This is a genomic window from Butyrivibrio proteoclasticus B316 (genome assembly GCF_000145035.1).
Classification (GTDB): Bacteria; Bacillota; Clostridia; order Lachnospirales; family Lachnospiraceae; genus Butyrivibrio; species Butyrivibrio proteoclasticus.
On record NC_014387.1, the window covers coordinates 2,695,015 to 2,716,812 of the forward strand.

Annotated in this window: 17 protein-coding genes; all 17 read right to left on the reverse strand. The window is 41.8% G+C overall.

Translation table 11 applies throughout. From position 1 onward, the window contains the following. Positions 1–39 precede the first annotated feature (39 nt). The 17 genes from BPR_RS11160 to BPR_RS11240 all read right to left on the reverse strand — a co-directional run bounded on the left by BPR_RS11160 (position 40) and on the right by BPR_RS11240 (position 21,784). The gene (locus tag BPR_RS11160; protein WP_013281592.1) at positions 40–999 is read right to left on the reverse strand and encodes a vWA domain-containing protein; all 960 of its coding nucleotides are present in this window, start codon (positions 997–999) and stop codon (positions 40–42) included. Next, positions 996–2,108: a VWA domain-containing protein gene (locus BPR_RS11165; RefSeq protein WP_013281593.1), complete on the reverse strand. Its 1,113-nt coding sequence runs from the start codon at positions 2,106–2,108 to the stop codon at positions 996–998. The genes BPR_RS11160 and BPR_RS11165 overlap by 4 nt, the downstream gene beginning before the upstream one ends. Next, the gene (locus BPR_RS11170) at positions 2,099–2,590 is read right to left on the reverse strand and encodes a hypothetical protein (RefSeq protein ID WP_013281594.1); all 492 of its coding nucleotides are present in this window, start codon (positions 2,588–2,590) and stop codon (positions 2,099–2,101) included. The genes BPR_RS11165 and BPR_RS11170 overlap by 10 nt, the downstream gene beginning before the upstream one ends. Continuing rightward, the gene (locus BPR_RS11175; RefSeq protein ID WP_013281595.1) at positions 2,556–3,455 is read right to left on the reverse strand and encodes a DUF58 domain-containing protein; all 900 of its coding nucleotides are present in this window, start codon (positions 3,453–3,455) and stop codon (positions 2,556–2,558) included. Before BPR_RS11175 ends, BPR_RS11170 begins: the two co-directional genes overlap by 35 nt. 76 nt (positions 3,456–3,531) lie before the next feature. Next, complete coding sequence (locus BPR_RS11180; RefSeq protein ID WP_013281596.1) at positions 3,532–4,593, reverse strand: AAA family ATPase; 1,062 nt, start codon at positions 4,591–4,593, stop codon at positions 3,532–3,534. A gap of 179 nt (positions 4,594–4,772) precedes the next feature. Next, a complete protein-coding gene (gene metF / locus BPR_RS11185) occupies positions 4,773–5,636 on the reverse strand; it encodes a methylenetetrahydrofolate reductase [NAD(P)H] (protein WP_013281597.1) in 864 nt (287 codons plus the stop codon). A gap of 98 nt (positions 5,637–5,734) precedes the next feature. Further along, positions 5,735–7,168 carry an adenylosuccinate lyase gene (gene purB / locus BPR_RS11190; RefSeq protein ID WP_013281598.1) on the reverse strand — a complete coding sequence of 478 codons (1,434 nt, stop codon included), beginning with the start codon at positions 7,166–7,168 and terminating at the stop codon, positions 5,735–5,737. Between the two features lie 417 nt (positions 7,169–7,585). After that, on the reverse strand, positions 7,586–9,028 hold the full coding sequence (gene purF, locus BPR_RS11195; protein ID WP_013281599.1) for an amidophosphoribosyltransferase: 1,443 nt from the start codon (positions 9,026–9,028) through the stop codon (positions 7,586–7,588). 153 nt (positions 9,029–9,181) lie between these two features. Then, entirely contained in the window at positions 9,182–9,844 is a 663-nt protein-coding gene (locus tag BPR_RS11200; protein WP_330367318.1) for a methionine ABC transporter permease, read from the reverse strand. 85 nt (positions 9,845–9,929) lie between these two features. Then, on the reverse strand, positions 9,930–10,901 hold the full coding sequence (locus BPR_RS11205; protein WP_013281601.1) for a methionine ABC transporter ATP-binding protein: 972 nt from the start codon (positions 10,899–10,901) through the stop codon (positions 9,930–9,932). A 316-nt stretch (positions 10,902–11,217) separates the two neighbouring features. Next, positions 11,218–12,156, reverse strand: a complete 939-nt coding sequence (locus BPR_RS11210) for a MetQ/NlpA family ABC transporter substrate-binding protein (RefSeq protein WP_013281602.1) — start codon at positions 12,154–12,156, stop codon at positions 11,218–11,220. Between the two features lie 135 nt (positions 12,157–12,291). Then, positions 12,292–13,485 carry a hypothetical protein gene (locus BPR_RS11215; protein WP_013281603.1) on the reverse strand — a complete coding sequence of 398 codons (1,194 nt, stop codon included), beginning with the start codon at positions 13,483–13,485 and terminating at the stop codon, positions 12,292–12,294. Further along, complete coding sequence (locus BPR_RS11220; RefSeq protein WP_013281604.1) at positions 13,485–14,333, reverse strand: hypothetical protein; 849 nt, start codon at positions 14,331–14,333, stop codon at positions 13,485–13,487. The genes BPR_RS11215 and BPR_RS11220 overlap by 1 nt, the downstream gene beginning before the upstream one ends. 23 nt (positions 14,334–14,356) lie before the next feature. Further along, positions 14,357–15,658, reverse strand: a complete 1,302-nt coding sequence (locus tag BPR_RS11225) for a DUF5716 family protein (protein ID WP_013281605.1) — start codon at positions 15,656–15,658, stop codon at positions 14,357–14,359. Positions 15,659–15,679: 21 nt separating this feature from the next. After that, positions 15,680–19,267, reverse strand: a complete 3,588-nt coding sequence (locus tag BPR_RS11230; protein WP_013281606.1) for a DUF5717 family protein — start codon at positions 19,265–19,267, stop codon at positions 15,680–15,682. Between the two features lie 99 nt (positions 19,268–19,366). After that, positions 19,367–20,572 (reverse strand): ABC transporter permease, encoded by a 1,206-nt coding sequence (locus tag BPR_RS11235; RefSeq protein ID WP_013281607.1) that lies wholly within the window; start codon positions 20,570–20,572, stop codon positions 19,367–19,369. 3 nt (positions 20,573–20,575) lie between these two features. Then, positions 20,576–21,784 (reverse strand): ABC transporter permease, encoded by a 1,209-nt coding sequence (locus BPR_RS11240; protein ID WP_013281608.1) that lies wholly within the window; start codon positions 21,782–21,784, stop codon positions 20,576–20,578. Positions 21,785–21,798 lie beyond the last annotated feature (14 nt).

Consider the following 21,798-nt stretch of genomic DNA (forward strand, 5'->3'; position numbering starts at 1 on the left):
AAAACCGACATTAAGAATTGCCTATACAGGTAATTCCTCTTACAGTCTTCCTTTCCTGATAAACACAATAGTTTCAGCCAGGAGCATCATCGCCAGGAGAGCTGCAAAGTAGTAATAAGTATCAATGTATCTCTCAGCGCCATCTCCTTTTTCCACAACTGTAGTACTCTGCTCCTTGATGATCTCAAGCACTCCGGAAAGAGCAGCATTCCCACTGTTCATGTTCAGATATTTAATATTCATCTCATCAGCAATGCGCTTAAGGTTCTCTTCATCAATTCTGGAAATGGCATCGTCATGAGTATCATAATCATAGACATAGTTGTGATTCTCCTTCATCTTGCCACCTGCCTCCGAACCATAGCCAAGAACCGCTCCGGAGTCAATGTACTGTGCAAATTCTGCATAGGACATCTCCATATTTGAGTTAGTCACTTCTCCATCACTTATGAAAAAAACTATCGTCTTGCGGTTCTCTTTCTTATTGGAAGACTGTAAAAGCGCCTCCATATCCTTGTAAGGAGTTGCCAGGTTAGATCCGGATGAATAGTAAGTTTCAGGCGTTGCCATAATATCTACCATATCGGAAATATACTTAAGGTCCTGGGTAAAAGGCGAAAGCACATGGGCTGTATCATCAAAGGTCACAAGGCCAAAGTTACTGCCTGCAAGCTCAGACAGGATGTAGTTAACATCTGCCTTGACTCCCTCCATTCTCTCGTTCTTACCATTGTAATCAAGAGCCCACATACTAAGGGTTCCGTCTATTACAAACAAAACATCCAGGTTCTTGGTAGAGAACTCATAATCTGTCCTGATCGTCACAGGTCTAAGGCCGATGACCAGAACGAGAATATAGATAACAGCCATTCTCCCTATAGAGAAAAGCTTTTCTAATATAGTTGTCTTATTCCTGACTATAATGTATACAGTCAGCGCCATAAAGGCTACAAACACCAGCAGCATAAGGCCCGGTGGTAAAATAGGTTTAAATTTCATTTCTGCAACACCAATCCTGCCGCACAGGTAAATGCGAGGCATAAAAATAAAGCAACGAAAGCATTCTGAGGCATATCCTGAGTTTCTCTGGTCATTACCATATTTACCATCATGACCTTCTGTTTCTGAATATCCTGAACTATAGCAGATACCGGCAAATCCGGAGTTCTCACATATAGAAGTCCGCCCGTCTTGTTAACAGCTCTTTCAAGCTCATTTTTGCAGGCATCATAGTCATAATTTTCAGGATCATAGAAAGCTTCCCTTGATGGAAAAATACTAAATACTGTAACCTTCTTGTTCTTGCAATACTCTGCAGCTTCCTTGAGATTCATGATCTGACTGCCAAAAGAATTGAGCTCATTGTCAGTACACATTATGATGACTCTTGTACGCTCTGTATCCTCTATATAAGGAAAAGAATAGAGTGCAGTGCCAAGTCCTTCACCTATAAGTGATGATCCTCTGCTGGAATTATTAAGAAGTGTTCCCGCGTCGTAGTACTCAAGCTTCTCTCTGAGCTCTTCGTATCTCTTCTGGACTTCTGAAGGGTACATATAATACTCATAGCCATATACATCGTAAATCTCCGTATACAGCTCTTTTTGCATTATAAAGTACTCACTAAGATCATCGAGTTTCTGGGCCACATAGTCATAATCATCTGTAAGAGGCACATAGGTAACGGTAGATGTATTAAAGATATTGATCCCAATCCTGTCACCTGCAAGTCCCTTGACAACGCCCTTTAGGTAATCTGTCAGCTCTCCATTTAAGTCATACAGCGAATAAGAAACGTCCATGCAGATGATGATATCTCTTTTCTTAACGCCTGTGTAAACGTCCTGATTCTGATAAGGCCTTGCCACCAGTAAAAGAGCTGACACAAAGCTCCCTATCATCCCAATTGCCAGAACTCCTCTTAAAATGTTGTACTTAAGGCTTAATGCTTTATATAATTTAGTTGATTTAAGAAGTGATGTGTTGGATACTCTGGTCCCGGACACATATCTATCCTTGCCATTTAGTCTAAAGAAAACAGAAACGGCAATACCTATGCCTGCTGCCAATATTCCAACAATGATCACCCATTTATTCATCAGCTCCATGCTCTGACCACCCCTAAAGCTTTATTACAGGAGCTCATAAAGTCTTTATCCCTTGACCTCTCATCCTCGGCAAATTCAGGAATATAATACTCCTCCATGAGTCTGTCCAACTGCCTTATCCCAAAAGCTTTGATCTCACTTTTTGTGTAGTTCTCAACATTTAAACCTGTTGCCTCATGCACAAAGCCTCTGATTTGGAGGCTGAGTCTCTGATAAGCAGCTCTTTTGTCTATCTGTCTGTTTGCATAGGTCGCTGCAAGGCGCTCCATCTGCTCAGTATAATCATTTTTAATCTCATAAAGTTTTCTTGGCGGCGGAACATGGATAGCAGGATTCTTTTTCCTGATAAATCCCTCTATCTTAAGTAGTTTTCTGATCACATAAACAAAAATAGCAATACAAGCCGCAGCCAGCAAAAAAGCTATCAAAACCACCCACCAGTAGTATTCAAAGGGCGGCTGTAATGAAACCGTAGTAACCATGTCTGTACCTTTCAAGTAAATCTATAGTAGCGTCAATGATCTGACTCTCAGTGCTGATGCAGGTGAGCCCAACTCTGTTCTGCTTGCACAGCTCAGAAGCTTTCTGCAATATTTCCTTACGAATTCGCAGTTCTTCCTCATGGAGCTTCTTGTTATGGGAAAAGAAAAATCTCTCATACAAAGATAAGTCAGAATCGTAGGTAATGTCGCCTGTCAGCATAGAATCTTCTATATTTATGATCATAAGATCATGATCTGCGGTTATTCCGCGTAGCATGTTCCCATCAAGGTTATTTAGTCCATCCATATCAGTGATAAGGAAAATTATCATTTTCTTGTGGACAGTGCTCATGACTTCGCTAAGTACATCAGATAAAGAAGTCTGATGATCAAGAGTTATCTTTTTTTCCAGATCATAGATGAGCTTCTCCATATGCTCTGGGCCGGATCTGAAAAGACTGATCATTGACTTATTTCCATCAGGATAAGACAAGGCATAATCTGCCCCATTTCTTCCCGTTATATAAGCTATTGTTCCAAAGGTCATAAGAGCGAGTTCTCTTTTGGCATCTCCACCCTTTGCATCTCCCAGCATCTTGGTTCCGCAGTCAACAACGAACATTACGTTATGTCTTCTGTCTGTCATATATCTGCGGACCAGTATGTCTCCCATTCTGGATGAGGATTTCCAGTCGATGTCATGGACATCATCGCCAAAGGTGTAAGTCTTAAGGTCATCAAATTCCATACTCCTGCCGCGGTGGATCGAATGAAAGTCACCATCAAGAATATTGGAGGTTTTCCTGTTGGTATAAAGAGATACTGCTCTTCTTATCCTCGATAAATACTCGTAATCTAGTTTCATCTTATTATTCCTGACATATCAGATTAAATATGTATCGTCACTCATAGTTCTGTACATTCCTAGCTTCCTCTAATATTTAAGGTGTCTTGACTGCGTTTACGATACCGTCGATTACCTGCTCAACAGAAACATTATCGGCAACAGCTGAGTAATTAAGGCCAATTCTGTGTCTGAGGACCTGATGACTTACTGCCTTGACATCATCAGGTACAACGTAGGTTCTTCCCTGAATAAGAGCAACCGCCTTGGCCATTTTGAGGAAAGCAATTGAAGCACGTGGGCTACATCCGATCCTTACGTACTTGCCAACTTCACAGCCCGGAATCTGGCCTGCACGTCTGCTGGCAACTACGATACTGGATATATACCACTTGATAGCCTCATCAACATATACTTTCTCGCAGATGTCCTGAACTTTATCAACATCGTTAATAGTAAGAACAGGTGGCTCTACTCTGTTAATTGCACCGCTCTCCATCCTGTTTAGGATTTCAACTTCTTCTGATGCAAGAGGATAAGTAATAACCTCTTTTATCAGAAATCTGTCTGTCTGCGCCTCAGAAAGAGGATAAGTTCCTTCCTGTTCGATTGGGTTCTGAGTTGCGATTACAGTAAAGATATCCTCAGGCATTCTATAAGTCTTGCCACCTATTGTAACCTGCTTCTCCTGCATTGCTTCCAGCATAGCTGACTGTGTCTTGGCACTTGAACGATTGACCTCATCCAGAAGAACAAAGTTTGCAAATACAGGTCCAAGAATTGTCTCAAACTTGCCGTTTGCCTGATTATAAATCTGTGTTCCTATAATATCTCCCGGTAAAAGATCCGGTGTGCACTGAATTCTTGCAAACTTGCCGTCTACCGCATCTGATATAGCCTTGGCTGCCGTTGTCTTGGCAAGTCCGGGAACTGACTCTATAAGAATATGTCCGTCAGCTATAATTGCCCCTATTAAGGAAAACTTGAGCTGCTGCTGTCCAACAACCTTGGCATCATAGTAATCTGACAGCTTCTTGATCACTTCCTGAGAATATTTGTACTCTTCCTCTGATATTTTGATCTGTTTATTTGCAGCTTGCGATATCTGCTGCCCCGGTACCATATTGTCTGATACCTGATTATTTATCTGGTCACTCATCTTATATCTCCTGCTTTTTTTCTTGAATATTAGTGCTTAGAGTCTATACTATTAACAATTATAAACTTCCAATTGTTACAGTAGTGGGTTATTTTACAACAAATTCTCATAAAGCGAAATCTGTTACCCCTTTTTCTAATGATCAGGTGTAACAGATTTCTATTTATCCACTATTATTTTTATCTGATGATCGTAGCAAGATTTCTCATGATTCCCGCTGCTATATCCGGCTTATTCATTGAATAGACATGAATATGGCTGACGCCGTTTGAAATAAGGTCGATGATCTGATCGCTGGCATAGATGATCCCGGCTTCTTTCATTTTCTCCGGATCATCAGCAAATCTATCTACCATTATTTTCATCTTCTGCGGAATCGTAGAGCCTGATAAAGCCACACTTCTTGCTACCTGCTTGGCATTAGTGATAGGCATGATTCCGGGAAGAACAGGAACATCAATCCCCTTTTCCCTGATGCGATACAGAAATTGATAAAGAGTTGAATTATCAAAAAACATCTGTGTTGTAAGGAAGTCGCAGCCTGCTGCCACTTTCTCCTTGAGATGTTCAATATCCTCGGACTGTCTCGCACACTCCACATGTCCCTCAGGATAGCAGGCTCCACCTATGCAGATACTGTCATCTATAGACTTGATGTCATAGATCAGCTGCATAGCATGATCATAGTCATAGCAAATACGGCCTTCTTTGGGAATATCACCGCGAAGAGCCATGATATTCTCTATTCCCTTTTCCTTGTATTCTCTGACCACCTCTTTGACATGTTCTTTGGTAGAAGAAACACAGGTCAGATGAGCAAGAACAGGAGTACCATATTTATTCTGCAGATCAGCAGCTATATTTACAGTATTCTTGCTGGTTCCACCGCCTGCGCCATAGGTTACGCTCATAAAATCAGGCTTAAGAGCAGCAATCTCAGCCGCTGCCTTTTCTACAGCCTCATATCCTGCGTCAGTCTTGGGAGGGAATACCTCAAATGAAAGGGTAACCTCTTTATCTTTTATAATATCTCTAATCTTCATTATACTTTCTCCTATATATGTGTAAGATATACGGATTGCTCAAAGCCATGTAATGCCTTGTGCAAGCACAGCATTACATGACTTTGAATTCCTTTATCTTACACATTGATCTCTGCCTTAACTCCAAGATCATCCTTGTTGGCATCAAGGATTGGCTGAACTACCTCTGAAAGGAATTTCTCAACCTGATGAACACTGCAGCCAACATACTTGTTAGGATCCATTGCTGCCTTGAGATCATCAAGTGATAAATGGAAAGCAGGGTCAGCTGCGATAAGCTCAAGAAGGTTATTCTCCTTACCTTCTACCTTGACATTTCTTCCGGCTTCCATTGAAAGCTCTCTTATTCTCTCATGAAGCTCCTGTCTGTCTCCACCTGCCTTAACAGCATCCATCATGATATTCTCTGTAGCCATGAAAGGAAGCTCTGACATAAGGCGCTTCTCGATAACCTTAGGATAAACTACAAGACCGTCTACAACATTGAGGCACAGATCAAGAACACCGTCTGTTGCAAGGAAGCCCTCCGGAATAGACAATCTCTTGTTGGCAGAGTCATCAAGTGTTCTCTCAAACCACTGTGAAACCTCTGTAATTGCAGGGTTGAGTGTATCTACAAGAACATATCTTGAAAGTGAGCAGATTCTCTCACTTCTCATAGGATTTCTCTTATATGCCATAGCTGATGATCCAATCTGGCTCTTCTCAAATGGCTCCTCAACCTCCTTGAGGTGCTGAAGAAGTCTGATATCCTGAGCCATCTTGGTTGCTGAAGAACAGATACCGGCAAGGACATTAATAACTTTCATGTCAATCTTACGGCTGTAAGTCTGACCTGAAACAGCCATGCATCCCTTGAATCCCATCTTCTCAGCAAGCATAGGATCCAGCTTATCAACCTTAGTAAGATCTCCGTCAAAGAGTTCCAGGAAAGAAGCCTGTGTTCCTGTTGTTCCCTTAGAGCCAAGAAGCTTCATATTATCAAGTACATAGTCAAGATCCTCAAGATCAATTGTAAAATCCTGAAGCCAGAGACAAGCTCTTTTACCAACTGTTGTAGGCTGTGCAGGCTGGAAGTGAGTAAATCCAAGAGTAGCCTGAGCCTTATACTTATCAGCGAACTTTGAAAGCTCTGCAATAACGTTGACAAGTTTCTTGCGGACGAGCTTAAGTGCTTCTGTCATTACAATGATATCAGTGTTATCACCAACGTAGCAGCTTGTTGCTCCAAGGTGAATGATTCCCTTTGCCTTAGGACACTGCTGTCCATATGCATATACATGGCTCATAACGTCATGTCTAACCTCTTTTTCTCTGGCGATAGCAACCTCATAGTTGATGTCGTCCTTGTGAGCCTTGAGCTCATCTATCTGTTCCTGAGTTATGTTAAGTCCGAGTTCATGCTCAATCTCAGCAAGAGCAATCCACAATCTCCTCCAGGTTCTGAACTTCATATCCTGGGAAAAGATATACTGCATCTCCTTGCTGGCATAACGCTCTGACAATGGGCTACTGTAACGATCTGTACTCATAAAACTCCTCCTGATAACTCAACGTTTTTATTATATTTTTTATTATGTTCTCTATAATCTATAACAGAATAATACTAAGTATTTATCTACACCATAGTACCATTACTACATCTATCCTGCAAAACTTCTCTCTATCTTACTTACACTCAAATACAGTCTACACGTAAATCATTCAAACTATCTTACTCGCAGTAACTTCTCGCAGTAGCTGGTTGCAAGTATGTATATGAAGCAGACATAAATGCGCAGTTCTCGGACGAGGAGATAATTCATAAGATGAATATACATGAACCGGCTGACTGTTTTGAACAGCGCTGAAAGGAAGCCGGTTTATGTATACGAATCCATATGAATTACGACGCAGACGAAAACAAGCATTTATGTCTGCTCATATAATAATGGTAACTCTGCCACCAATTATCTCTCGAATTCGCCGCGAATATCCCCTGTTGGCGGATCAACCGGGTACTTACCTGTAAAGCAGCCCTTACAGATACCAAGGTTTCCTCCAACCATCTCTTCAAGTCTCTCTATTCCAAGATATGCAAGTGAATCCGCACCAATGATCTTGCAGATATCATCTACATTTCTGTTGTAGGCGATCAGCTGATCTTTGGCAGGAACATCGGTTCCAAAGTAACAGGGCCACAAAAATGGAGGCGAACTAACTCTCATGTGAACCTCCTTAGCCCCAGCATCCCTTAACATGCGGACTATGCGGTCTGAAGTTGTTCCTCTTACTATAGAGTCATCTATCATGATGATCCTCTTACCTGCAACAGCGCTCTTTAAGGCATTAAGCTTAACCTGAACGCTGGATTCTCTATTCTTTTGTCTGGGTTTGATAAATGTTCTTCCAATATATGAATTCTTGACGAAAGCCTGTCCGTATGGGATTCCTGACTCAAGCGCATAGCCAAGAGCCGCTACATTTCCGGATTCCGGAACACCTACAACCATGTCGGCATCTACCGGTGAATCCTTGGCAAGAAATCTTCCTGCTGCAATTCTGGCATCATAGACGCTGATCCCATCAATCATACTGTCAGGTCTTGAGAAATATATATATTCAAAGATACAGCGTGCATGCTGCTCTTTGGGCAGACACATTGATTTGTCGGAACGGATACCGTATTCAGGAGAAATAGTAACTATCTCACCGGGCTCAACATCCCTTATAAATGTAGCTCCAATCGTATCAAGAGCACATGTCTCAGAGGCGAGAATATAGCAGTTCTCACGTCTTCCTATAACAAGTGGCTTAAATCCATAAGGATCTCTTGCTCCAATGAGTTTTCTTGGTGACATGATAACAAGACTGTAAGCGCCTCTTATCTTCTGCATAGCCTTGCCGACAGCCTCTTCTACAGAATTGGTCACAAGTCTCTCTCTTGCTATAAGATATGCAATTACCTCTGAATCAATAGTAGTCTGGAAAATAGCACCGGTATAAGCAAGCTCATTACGAAGCTCGGGTGCATTGACAAGGTTACCGTTATGGGCAAGTCCCAGGGTTCCCTTAACATAATTAAGAACGAGCGGCTGAGCATTCTCTCTTGTGCTGCTACCAGCCGTAGAATAGCGCACATGTCCTACACCAATGTCACCTACGAGATTATCAAGGTGCTCGGGTGTAAATGCTTCATTGACAAGCCCCATATCCTTGTAGCTTATGACCTTGCCCTTTGGTCCCGCAGTATCACTTACAGCAATACCACAGCTCTCCTGTCCTCTGTGCTGAAGCGACACAAGTCCATAGTAGATAGACTCTGCCACATTTCCCCCATCAAAGTCATACATTCCGAATACTCCGCACTCTTCCCCCAGGTGCTTGTAACTCTCACATCTGTTCTCGCTCATACGCTCTCCCATTTAATGCGAATGTAAAAAATAAATACAACAAAATGAATAATATCATCTGCCCCAAAATAAGACAATGCACATTTTGCACTAAAATAGGACCATTTGTATCCTTATTCTCTCACGGAAAAAGAATGCAAACAGTCCCTTGTTTTATGACATTTTTTTATACATATAGTTGCCCAGCATCTGGATCAGCTGAACGAAAGCAATCAAAATGATGGAGCACACGATAAGGTAATCTGTCTTGTACTGCTGATAACCATATCTGATAGCAATATCACCGATACCGCCGCCACCGACAGTACCTGCCATTGCAGAATATCCGATAAGTGATATGACAAGGAGTACTATTCCATTGAGCATTCTTGGAATGGATTCCTTGACATATACTCTCATGAGGATCTGAAAATTAGATGCTCCAAAAGATCTTGCTGCCTCAATCACTCCGGGATTTGTCTCACGAAGGCTTGTCTCAAAAACTCTTGCAATATAAGGAATTGCAGAAATAGTAAGGGGCACAATAGAAGCTGTTGTTCCAATGGCCTTGCCAACAACAAGTCTTGTAAATGGGATGAGAATAACAAGCAGGATTATAAATGGAAAGCTTCTGAACACATTTACAATAAAACTTAGTATCTCATAAACGATTTTGTTGGGCTTAAGTCCGTCAGGAGCTGTAAGCGTCAGGATAATTGCAGGTATAAACCCAAGTATCACAGAAAAAAGTGTTGACCAGAATACCATATAAAGAGTCTGCTTGAAAGCATTCATTATAATATCAGTCATTCCGGTTGTTGTTAAAATTCCAGACATTAATTGTTTCCTCCAAAGGGCAATGACCATGCCCATTTTTATTCCTAAGATAATTCGCTGGCAAAAGAGCTGTTTTTCTCAGCTATCAGCTGACAACTTCCCAGGTTACATCATGTGCATCCAGGAAAGCACAGGCTTTTTCAAGATTCTCTTTATCCATATTAAGGACAAGACTTCCGTAAACATCCTCACGGAAATCCTCAAGCTTAGCCCAGCAGATATTAAAGTCCGCATGAAGCTCCTGAGACATCTGTGTAACGATAGGCCTCTGATTGCCTTCTCCATAGAAAAAGAGCTTGAGGTTAACTCCTGTTGTAGGAAGCTTGTCGCTCTCTTCTCTGAGGAAATCTCTGATTTCTCTCTCCTTGGGCCAGATAAAGAGCTGCTCAGGTCTTCCAACAGCAAGTACTCTGCCGTCACTTAAGAAGGCCACTCTCTGGCATATCTGCTTAACGACTTCCATCTGATGAGTTACAACAACTATTGTAATTCCCATCTCCTTGTTGATCTTCTGTAAAAGTGCAAGGATTTCTCTGGTAATCTCAGGGTCAAGGGCACTTGTAGCCTCGTCGCACAGCAGAAATTCAGGATCAAGAACAAGGGCTCTTGCTATGGCAACACGCTGCTTCTGTCCACCGGAAAGCTCCTTTGGTCTTGCATGTACTTTTTCTTCAAGTCCTACAAGCTTTAGAAGGCTGAGGATCTTCTCTTTGGACTCCTCCGTATTAGGATTGATACCCCAGAATTTCATAGGAAGGGCCACATTCTGATAAACATCAAGTCTCTCAAGAAGGTTAAAGCCCTGGAATATCATTCCCATTCTCTTCTGAAGGAGCCTGAGTTTCTTCTTATCCCTGATATCAACCTTCTGTCCATCTACAAGGATACTTCCGTCATCATAGGACTCAAGGCCATTTATACATCTAAGAAGCGTTGATTTTCCGGCTCCTGACTGTCCTATAATTCCGTATATCTCTCCCTTTTCAATTTCAATTGAAATATCTTTCAAAACTTCTGTCTTTTTGAAAGACTTCTTAACATTCTGAATCTGTATCATATTCTTCGTTCTTCCATTACATAAATTAAGTCGTTTATCAACCTATAATCACAAAGTCATTCCACAGTATACCACACTTCCACCGCTTCTTCCATCGGCAACTCTACTATTGAATTCATTAACGGAACAAAAAAGGATCTTATATGGAAAGGCACGCTGCGGATGGGCAGCGTGCCTTTCTTAGGTAGGATTTTTATGGCATATATTATGAAATATTATGGCTTCTAAAATATAGTTGGCTATGTTATGTATATTCTAATATCTGTGCATTCTTTGAATGAAACATTCAAGCTGTCAAACTATCTGTCAGCTGCAATTACTCGGCATCAATGAATGATGTGATAACTGCTCCCTTGTAAGTCTCATCAATGTAGGCCTGAACCTTCTCAGATGTAAGAGCCTTGATAAGAGCCTTGGTCTTTTCTGACTCTTCGTTACCCTGCTTAACAACAAGGAAGTTTGTTCTCTTAACTGTTGCCTCTGCATCAAATTCCTCGATATCAAGAGCAGGATACTTAGCAGGAAGTTCTGCTTCAAGAGCATAGTTTCCGTTTATTGTAGCTGCATCAAGATCAGGAAGTGAAAGTGGAAGGCTTGCTGCCTCAAGTGGAGTGATCACATATCCGTGAGGGTTAGCCTCTTTATCATTAGTAAGTGAATCCTCTGTGTAATTAGCATCTGTTCCGAAACCACCGTTTGATACAAGAAGTCCCTTCTGAACAAGGAGATCGATTCCACGAAGTCCGTTATCAGGATCGTTAGGAATACCAATTGTTGCTCCGTCAGGAAGATCCTCAAGTGATGTGTATTTCTGTGAATAGATACCCATTGGCTCGATATGAACGCCTGCTACTGCTGCAAGATGAAGACCTGCATCTGCATTCTGCTGATTCATATAGCCAAGAGTCTGGAAATAGTTGGCATCAAGTTCACCCTGTTCAAGAGAAGTATTAGGAAGTACATAGTCTGAAAATACTACTGTCTCAAGTGTCCATCCATCCTCTGCAAGAACATCTTTAACAATGTTATCAAGGATCTCAGCGTGTGGAACAGGTGTTGCACCAACTGTAATAGTCTTATCTCCTGCGTCTGCACTGTCAGCAGGTGCTGCCTCTGTCTGAGTCTCTTCTTTTACTTCTGCTGTCTGATCTGCAGTCTCATTTGCTGATGAAGCTTCTGTGCTGCCGCAGCCTGTAAGTGCACCGAATGAAAGTGCAGCTGCAAGTACTACTGATGTAAATAGTCTCTTTTTCATAATTTATAATTCCTCCTCAACCCGCATATAAATTACCTGCGGTTTATTAACTTGAACTTATAATATACCACAACAAATATCTTGTGAATTATCCAAAATTTATATCATGCTATAACCTTAAGCTATAAGTGATATTCAAGCCGACGGATATTTCTCCTCATACCGGGACACCATATCCAGGATCTCCTGAGTATACTTGGGATACTGGCGTGCCATATCTTCAATCTCAAGCTTGGCATTACCTGCTACAACATCCCTGTTATACTCCATTCGTTTTCTGAGAGACTGTCTCTGAACATTGAGGCTGTGCCTTATTTCAACTTCTTCATTGTGGTTAACAAGTCCTTCCGGTTGATGTATCCATATTTCGGGATCTCTTACTCTGAAATGTCTAAGTGTAAATACAAGATCCTTCTGGGTTGCATCAAGATTTCTCGTGGCATCCTCAAATTCCGCTCTTTCTTTGGCCTCCTGAAGATATCTGTTATACAAACTGGTCAGTTCCTTGGCTGACGATACTCTGTATTTAAGGCACAGATAATCTATCAGATTAGTGTTGTTGACATACCTTATCTTGACCTGGTTCTGCAACATGATAAGCCTTGAAATAGACTTGCGCACAGTTCTGAGTTCCACTAGGGAATTGGTACTTCCCACATACAAAAGAGTCACAGAAACAGCGGCAAGAAGAACCGCTATCATATAGCCAAAGGCTACATTTAGGTCAAGGGCGAACTGAAGGATCACTAAAAACAATATGATAAGCCCAAGTGCTACAGCAATTGTTATTATCAGCTTTTTATTGTTCTCAATTGTATTTATCAGTTCTTCTTCCCTGTAAATATATGCCTCACGCTCGCCGTCAAGACGCTTTAAGTCATTACGTATTTTCTTCTGATAGTCCTCTGCTTCAGAAAGCTTTTTGGCTCCCTCTTTGGCCTGAGACTCGAGCCTCTCCATGTGTTCAAACTCTTCGTCAGTCATCTTGCTCTTGCGCCTTGCAAACTTATCCTGTTGCGTCTGCGAGTCAATTATTTTCTGGGCAAGCTCATTGACTTCAAGTCTCTGTTCCGGTGGAAGGGCATTGATCTCATCAATGTCACGAAGATGACTTGTGACATCATTATATTCATATTCCAAAGCCTCAAGTTCTCTGGCAGCCTCCTCCATCTGCTGAAGGCAGCTCCCGATGTACTCTCTTCGCTGGACCGGGTCATCCATATCCATCTCTTTTCTGGTATAGACAATGTCGTTCCAGTTCTCAAACTCTGCCTGCTTGACCCAATCCTCATCCTGAATCTTACCAAAAATATTCTGAAGAAACCCCATCACTTACTCCCAATCTTCTCTTTTACAAGATCCCTGTACTCAAGTTTAAGTGCTTCTGCTGTGTCCCCAACCTGCTGGTAATACTCGTGCATCTTGCCCTCAGCCTTATATACTGAAATAGTTCCAAGGGTATGCTTATCATCACTTGCCGCATACAGATCATGTGCCTCATCCATACGCTTCTCAAGTTCCAAAGAAGCCTCATAGGCCTCTTCATTATCTGCTATAAACGCAACGTAATCCTTGTCTGTAAGTCGCATCCTGACTGATGCCAGATACTGAATATATGATTCCTTGTCATGTCCGTGCTCGAAAGCTGCCAGAAACATTTTCTCAGCTCTTTCGAACAGGAAAAGCCTTGCATACATAACGCCCTCGTTGTGCTCTATTCTGGCACGAAGTTCATTGTTCAAGTCAGGAGTATTGGTCAAAAGAAATTCATATTCCTTAAAAGCCATTTGATATCGGCCGTTTCTCATGAGGAAATCCGCTCTCGACAGACGTTTTTTGTAAACATCCATACCTGCATTGGCTCTAAGGATTTCTTCTGTTTTGTTGACTTCTTTTTTGGTGTTATACCCTACGTAATCCAGTATTGTTCCTGCTATTGACGCGATAGAGCATTTCTTGGCATACATTCGCCTGAGCTCATCTGCCAGCCTGTCCAGGCTACATTCAGCAGCGATCCAGTCAAACAGCTCTTTATCAAAGCTATCCTCATCCAGCAAAAACGCATTCTGCACGATCAGGTAACATAGTTCCTCAATGCAGTAGACATTTCTGCCCATTTTATCAATATGGTATGGATTTTTCGCATAAGTTCCTATGCATAAAATCGGCTTACCCATAACTTTCTCCCGGTTCTCTCTTTTTATAACTCAATAACCTGCTCCCAGACCTTATTAGTCGCAGGAAACAATTCTCCAAAGCCCAGATCCTGAACTCTTATATAAACTTCATCCACTGCATTCAAGGTCATATTTAGGCGAAGCCTAGTAGTACCCTTAGGTCTCTTTTCGAGGCCTTCCAAAAAGAGCTGTACCACCTTGGGACTCTTGCCTGTAAGCGGTGTGATCTCAAGATCAAGCACTCCTGAAGGATCAGCAAAAATATCAACCTGTGCCTGCGCTTCATACCAGTTGACTCCCGCATCAAGAATTGCATGATACGCCTCTTTGCCGCACTTCAAAACATTCATTCCTATATTAGACTTAAGCTTGTCCTCGCCGAGGAATACATATCTTCCGGCGTTTTCACTTGGTCTTATTCTCTCTCTTGCAGCAATCGTGGCGCCTTTACTAAAGAGGTTATTTCCCTGGAAAACCCTCCTTGTCCTGCACAAAAACTCAAGAGATCTCTTGGGCCACTTCTCTCTATAGCCCTCTCCCAAAAGAAATACAGTTGAAACTATCTTATCTGTACATACCTTCTGCATAATATTTAGAAACTCATCATCCAGTCTGTCACAGGCCTTGTGGAAAAGAGCTGCATCCTTGGGAAATCCATCTGTGCCAAGCCTCAGGTCATCATAGTTCTGAACACTGATCGTTGCAACAATCGGAGTGGTATTAGGATTAAGATGCATATCATACACATGAAGAGTCTCAAGATCATAGTCACAGGCAATAATGTCATGGTGCATCAGTTCATCAGGCTGATAGAGCATATAGTTATAAAAGCTCTCCTCATGACTCTGGTAAAAGATATTGGAAGTCTTGAGTTCCAAAGCATTTGTAACAGCATTTAAGACCTGAACCATCCTGTGATCAAGTGATTTGGTCGTAAACATAATAGCCTCGACCATATCAAGCTTAAGCTCCATTGACAGAAGTGACAGACTTCTTTTGATAAATAGTGTCAAAAGAGCTATCGGATCATATTCAGACTCTCCGACCATCACAGGCTTACCATCTCTAGCTGCCGATACAAGATTATCAACAGGAATAGAATCACCATCATCAAGATGGCGTATGGCCTCCTTGCCATAGTACCACTGATTGACATCCTTCCTCTTGCATAGAACGGTAGGAATATTATAAAGTTCTGCTCCCGCAAGTACTGAGAGAGTTTCCGGCATATCGGCGTCAGATGCCAAGTAGCTTATCTGAGACACCTTATCGCCAAGATCATATCCCAGTACAAAGCGCTTTTCATTCGAGTTTCCAAATAACATTTCTCAACTATCCCTGTATCATTAATACTCAACATTATTTTCATAACCGGTGAAAATCCGGTCACAAATATTTCTTTTCTGATAATACTCTTCCAGGAGCTTGTCCACAGTGTCATAGTCCTGCAGTGTCTCGCCGATCATGATATCGTTGATAAGGTTGTACCTACTGCCAACTATATTCCTGACGATGTCACTTTTGGAAATAGTTCCGCTCTCAGTGGCTACATCTGAATTCTCGCCGCCCTCTTCGGTAATGTAATACTGAAGTTGCTCTCCAAAGAACAGAACAAAACTGCTGACAAAAATTCCATCGTACATTTCCTGCATGTCACGGCTCTTATATTCTTCGTCCGCTTCTCCAACGAGTCTGTAATGAATTGTGCAGTGAGTTCCCGGCACAGTTCTATATTCCAGCATTGTCTTGTCTGAGAACTGGACCATATCAGGAAGAAGCTCCTCGTATTCCTTGTAAAATGGGAAATAAATATCTTTTTTCATGAGGCTTCTCATAAAGCTCTCAGCTACTTCCCTGTTAATCTCTTCTCCTGAGCTCTTCTCAGTTGCAAAATAACGCAAATAAGCCAGTTTGCACACATCCTGAAGAGGTATTCCCTCAATGGAAAGCTTGCCGATTTCCTCAAAGAAAAATACATCTGTAACCTTACCTGCCACAAAGCTGTCATAGGCACCCTGTGTAAGGAAAGCCACCTCAATATCTGTGTTGGCGCCCATTCTGACATACTGCTTGAATATATCTACCTTCTCACCAACATAGGATCCGGTATATAGCATCTGTAACAGCATTCTCTCGCAGAGGATATAAGTATCAAGTCCAAAAGACTCAGCCGCTTTCCAGACATTTCTCTCCTCCTTGATGGTTCCTTCGAAGTATTTGACAAGATATGTGAGAAGCTGCTCATCATACTTGCCATTTGAGAAAGCAAAATATGCAATTTCAACCTCTGCAGGCTCCGCCGCATACTGCTGTCTGTCTATCATCCTGCTACACAGGCGAAGGATTGTCTTGGCATCTACGCCATAGGTTCCATAGGTCTTAACCCAGTCTATGGCCTTCTCATAGAGCCCTGCCATAACTACAAGCTCCAATATCTCTGCACGCTCATTTTTCCCAAGCTCGGATGGATCAATATCAACCAGATACTCAGTAAGCTGTCTGGTAAAATCATTATCGTAATAGAACCTGATCAGATTGTTGCGGATCTCATCTCTGCATTTCTTCCTTACAAGTTCAGACGCCGCAAGATCTCTATATCTTCCAACGTTATCCATGGTGATTGAATAAGCATTTTTACCAAGATCAGACAAAAACAGATCCAGATTCTCTTTACCCTTCTGAATATAAGGAGTTGCATAAGCTGCAAGCTTACCAGGCAACATCATCTTAGTATTGGTATAGGGAATACTGCTGACATATCTGTTGTCATCATGGTCTGCCAGAAGCACGCAGTAATCACTGCCATAAAGCGGAACGTATGCCCTGCCATCAGTAAGCGGATATCTCATCTCCTTCTGGCACTTATCATAAACTACAAGAACACTGTTAACTCTTCGGTCTGTTGTTCTGATCTCAGAAGTCTGAAGAACGCTTAACACCTTAGATGCATTTGCAGCATCTACCATCTGCCTTGTCAAAAGATTCTTGTAGAGATATCCCAGATCTCTGTTGATTCTGCCCTTATCAAGCTGAGACATCAGATACTTCTCAATCTGAGGCCTGTAGGATTCATACAGTTCAGGATATTCCTCACGATTCTCATGCATATATCTGTAGAGGATTGCATTTTTCTCATACTCAAGGTCACTCTGATATGAGAAATACATCAGCACCATCTTACTTATCTCACATGGTAAAAGACCTTCCTCATCAGTATAGATTGCCATCATATAGTACTCATAGAGCCTTGTGATGCGAAGTTCACGTTCAACGCCCTTGGCATACCACTCAAAAGAACCCTTGTCAGTTCTGCCACCCTTTATCAGAAGTCCCACCAGAGCTTCCAATACTTCATCATTACCCTTGATCTCGTAGCAGGCCTTAAGGATCCTGAACAGTCTGTCATTATATCCCCTTATCCTAACTGCCTGATAGACAATCTGATCTATAAGATTAAGGCTTATGGTGCCCTTCCTGGCTCCATATTCAAGTACATATAATTCAAATTCATCAAGTCTTGTAAGAATTGATGGTGTCTCATTTAAAAGAGACATAGCCTCAAGATACAGGATCGGACTCCTGCATCCATATGAAAACTGCTCTTCCAGCATCATCCATTTTCTGGGGCTACTGGCTGTGTACTCTTCGGAGATATACAGAAGGAGCCAGGCAATACGCCAGTTGTCAGGATTTCTCCTGAAAATTCCTTCCATTCTCTCTGCTATGTCATTAACAAAACTATCCTCTCTGCTGCTAAGAGTAGAAAGATAGAGATAGTAGCTGTAAAGTGTATCTCCCGGAGACTCCTCAACTTCCCTTGCCATCTGATCAAGAAGCCATTTGCCCTCATTGACTCTTCCTGCCGTGATGTAATAATGAGCTGTATATAATCTGAATTCCAGACTATTCTCATCGAGAGCATTCATCTTGGTGATGATCTTACCTGTCTCGGAGAGCCATGCCCTTGGAGTTATCTTCTTGCAGCTAAAACTCTCATAAGCCTTGACCAGTTCTACCGTAAGTCTCTTCTTCTCCTGATATTCTGCTGTAACCCTCCTGTTGTCCACATTCACAGACAAAGTTACCGGAAGAACAACACTTGTAAAAGCATTTGAAAAGATCACTCTTCCAAAATTATTGCCCATATGAAGCCTGTCAGGCCGTACTCTCAGCTTAACAAGACAGGATGTAGCAGAGAAATCATCATCCCTGATATTCTGTCTGTCCACAAAAAGAAAATCTCCGTCAACACTGATCTGAAGGTCAGAATATCCCCAGCCGCTTCTGGTGATGACAACAGGTATTTCTCTTAAAGTAGACGTATATTCAAACTGGACTTCCTTCTGATCGAGAAAAAAAGCCATTGGCTGTTTCTTGTTAATGGAAATAAGGAATTCTTCCACATTCTGTTCATTGCCCGGAATTTCCGACAAGCCCCTGTATAAGCTCTCATAAGAGCTTTCAGTGCCATCAAAAAGCGAAATGAACTCACTGGAATAAAAGAGGTCTACAGCCTCTCTCCAGTCGGTCTTGGCAAGATTTGCAAAATGGAACAGATTCTTGATGTCACCAAGGCTTGATGCAATATGATCAAGTCTCACAGTAACAACGAAAGGAAGAAAAAATTCTCCCTGATTGGATATGATACGGAAATCGCCCTGCAATACATCTCCCTTGCTAAGGCCCTTTCCATTAAATCTATAAGATACTTCATAAGGTGTTCCCGAGAAATCCCTGGTGATCACCTGCATTCTCATCTCAGTAGAAGATACCTCTCCCACAAGCAGGCCACTCTCAGGTCCAAAGATAGTAAATGAGCCCTCTACCACCTCACCTGCGCTCAAAGATATCTCCACACGTGATGTTGAGAAATCAAGATTTCTCTCTGCATAATAGTATTTACCCTTTAGAAGCTGATCAACAATTTCTCTCACAATACACCCCAAAACAAAACATATATTCAATATTATACCATAGAATGGGGCATTGCGGCACTTTGCGCAGAAAATTCAAACATCATTCACAGTTTCCGGTTACTCGGTGCGGAGGGCCTCTATGGGATCAAGGGCTGCGGCTCTTTTGGCGGGATAGATACCAAAGAAGAGGCCAATAGCTGTCGAGATGGCCACAACGATTATTACAAGGAGTGGATTGATCTTGAAGGCAAATCCTACTATCTGGCATATGATGTAGGATACTAAAAATCCGAAGAGCATACCAATCACACCACCTGTAAAGGTCAGGATTGCTGCCTCTGCCAGGAACTGAGTGAGGATAGATGAAGTACGTGCTCCGAGAGATTTGCGGATCCCGATTTCTCTTGTTCTCTCAGTTACAGATACAGTCATGATATTCATAACACCGATACCGCCTACAAGTAGGGATATTGCTGCTATAATGGCTACAACTGAAGTAATGATGTTAAGGATACTGTCAGTTGTCTTGTCAAAACCAAGAGATGATGAAATCTTGACGGCATTTTCTCCGCGAAGTCCCATTATATTTTCAACAACAGATCTGGCTTCTCCAAGGACTTCATCCCTGTTCTCATTGTCCAGATAAATTGTTGCACCATCTATGCCATCTGTCGAAAGACCATAAAGACTTGCTGCAGTGGTATAAGGCATACTAGCTATAAGTGTTGGTTCATCAGCATACATTGCAAGAGCAAGATCCATTGATGTATCCTCTGTGACGCCTACTACAGTCAGTTCACCTGCATTACCATAAGCATCTATCTGGAGAGTATTACCCACAACCTCTTCATAGCCAAAAAGCTTATTTGCCGCAGTCTGGCTGATAACAATTACATTTTTGTCTTCAAGAACATCATTCCTGGAATAGTACCTGCCATGAACAATCTTAACTCCGGCAGAATTAACAGTTGCCTCGGTTCCGGCCTGGATCATACAGTCATAGGTCTTTTGCTTATTAATTAAAGAGCCGCCTAAATTTATACTTGGAGATATTCCATAAATATCATCAATATTCTCTTCAATTTCTCTTAGCTGCTCCAGAGAAAATTTTTTATCTGTCTTGGTATTATCAAGAGATATAGTGATACTGGTGGCTCCGATCGAATCCATCTCACTATTAACTGTCTCTTTCATACCATCACCAATTATGAGCACAGTAAGAACGGCAGATATACCAATGATGATACCTAGCATCGTAAGAAAAGATCTGCCTTTATTACTTCTTATACTGGCAATTGCGCTTTTTATATACTCAAGATACATATATTACAACCTCAACGCATCTATAGGCTTCATTTTGGCAGCCTTTCTTGCGGGATAAAGTCCAAAGAAAAGGCCTATCAGAACCGAGAAAAGAGCTGCTCCAACTACAGAAGATGGTGTTATGATCACATCAAATCCAATGAGCGTACATATTATTGTAGCCATAATGATTCCAAGAATAATGCCAACAATTCCTCCAAGAAGGGTCAGGATTGCCGCCTCGGCAAGGAACTGAGTCATGATAGCTCCGGTCTTGGCTCCAATTGACTTTCTGATACCGATTTCCCTTGTTCTCTCTGTTACAGAAACCAGCATGATATTCATAACTCCAATTCCGCCTACTATCAGTGATATTACAGATACCAGCATCAGGAATTTGGTTGCATAGCCAAGGATTGTGTCAAGTTCCTCAGAAAAATCCGCAAGGCTATATCCACTAATTGCCTTTGTTCCTCTAAGTCCATGAACATTCATCAAAATCTCTTTAGCTTCAGTAACTCTGTCTGAAAGTATATCCTGATCTGCAAAGAGCATCATTGAGTAAAAATGTTCAGTGTCATAGTAAAAGTCACTTCCCATAGCTGTGTATGGAATTTCAATTGTTGCGTAGTAGTCCTGACCTTCCATCAGAAATTCGTACATTCTGTTCATACTCTCGCGAAGTCCGACAATTGTATAGGTAGAGGTCAAGCCCCAGGCAGAAAGGTCTACTTCGAGACCTATAACATCCTCTGTTCCAAAGAGCTTTCTGGCATCGTCCACAAGCATAACGCATACTTTCTGTCCGCTCTCCACCTGCTGCTCATTAAAATAGCTTCCCTTTACGATCTCGTTACTCATAGCATGCACATAGCATGCAGCAACGCCTTCAATCTGGGCATTAAATGTGCCTTTTCTGGAGGATACTTTACCATAAGCGCTAAGATCAGGAGAAACGCCTTTTATATCCGGAAGCGAACTCTCAATAAGCTCAAAATCATCTTGGGTAAATGTCTCTGAAGTCTTGGAAGAATCAATACTGATAGATCCGTAATTACCGGCAATACCGTTTATCTGGCTCTGTACGAAACTACTCATACCATTACCAAGAGATACAACAGCAATTACAGCAGCAATTCCGATGACAATTCCCAGCATGGTCATAGCTGTACGATAACCATTTCCTATTATCTGTTTAATTGCACTTTTTATATATTCGCCTAATTTTCCCATGTTACTCTATCCGC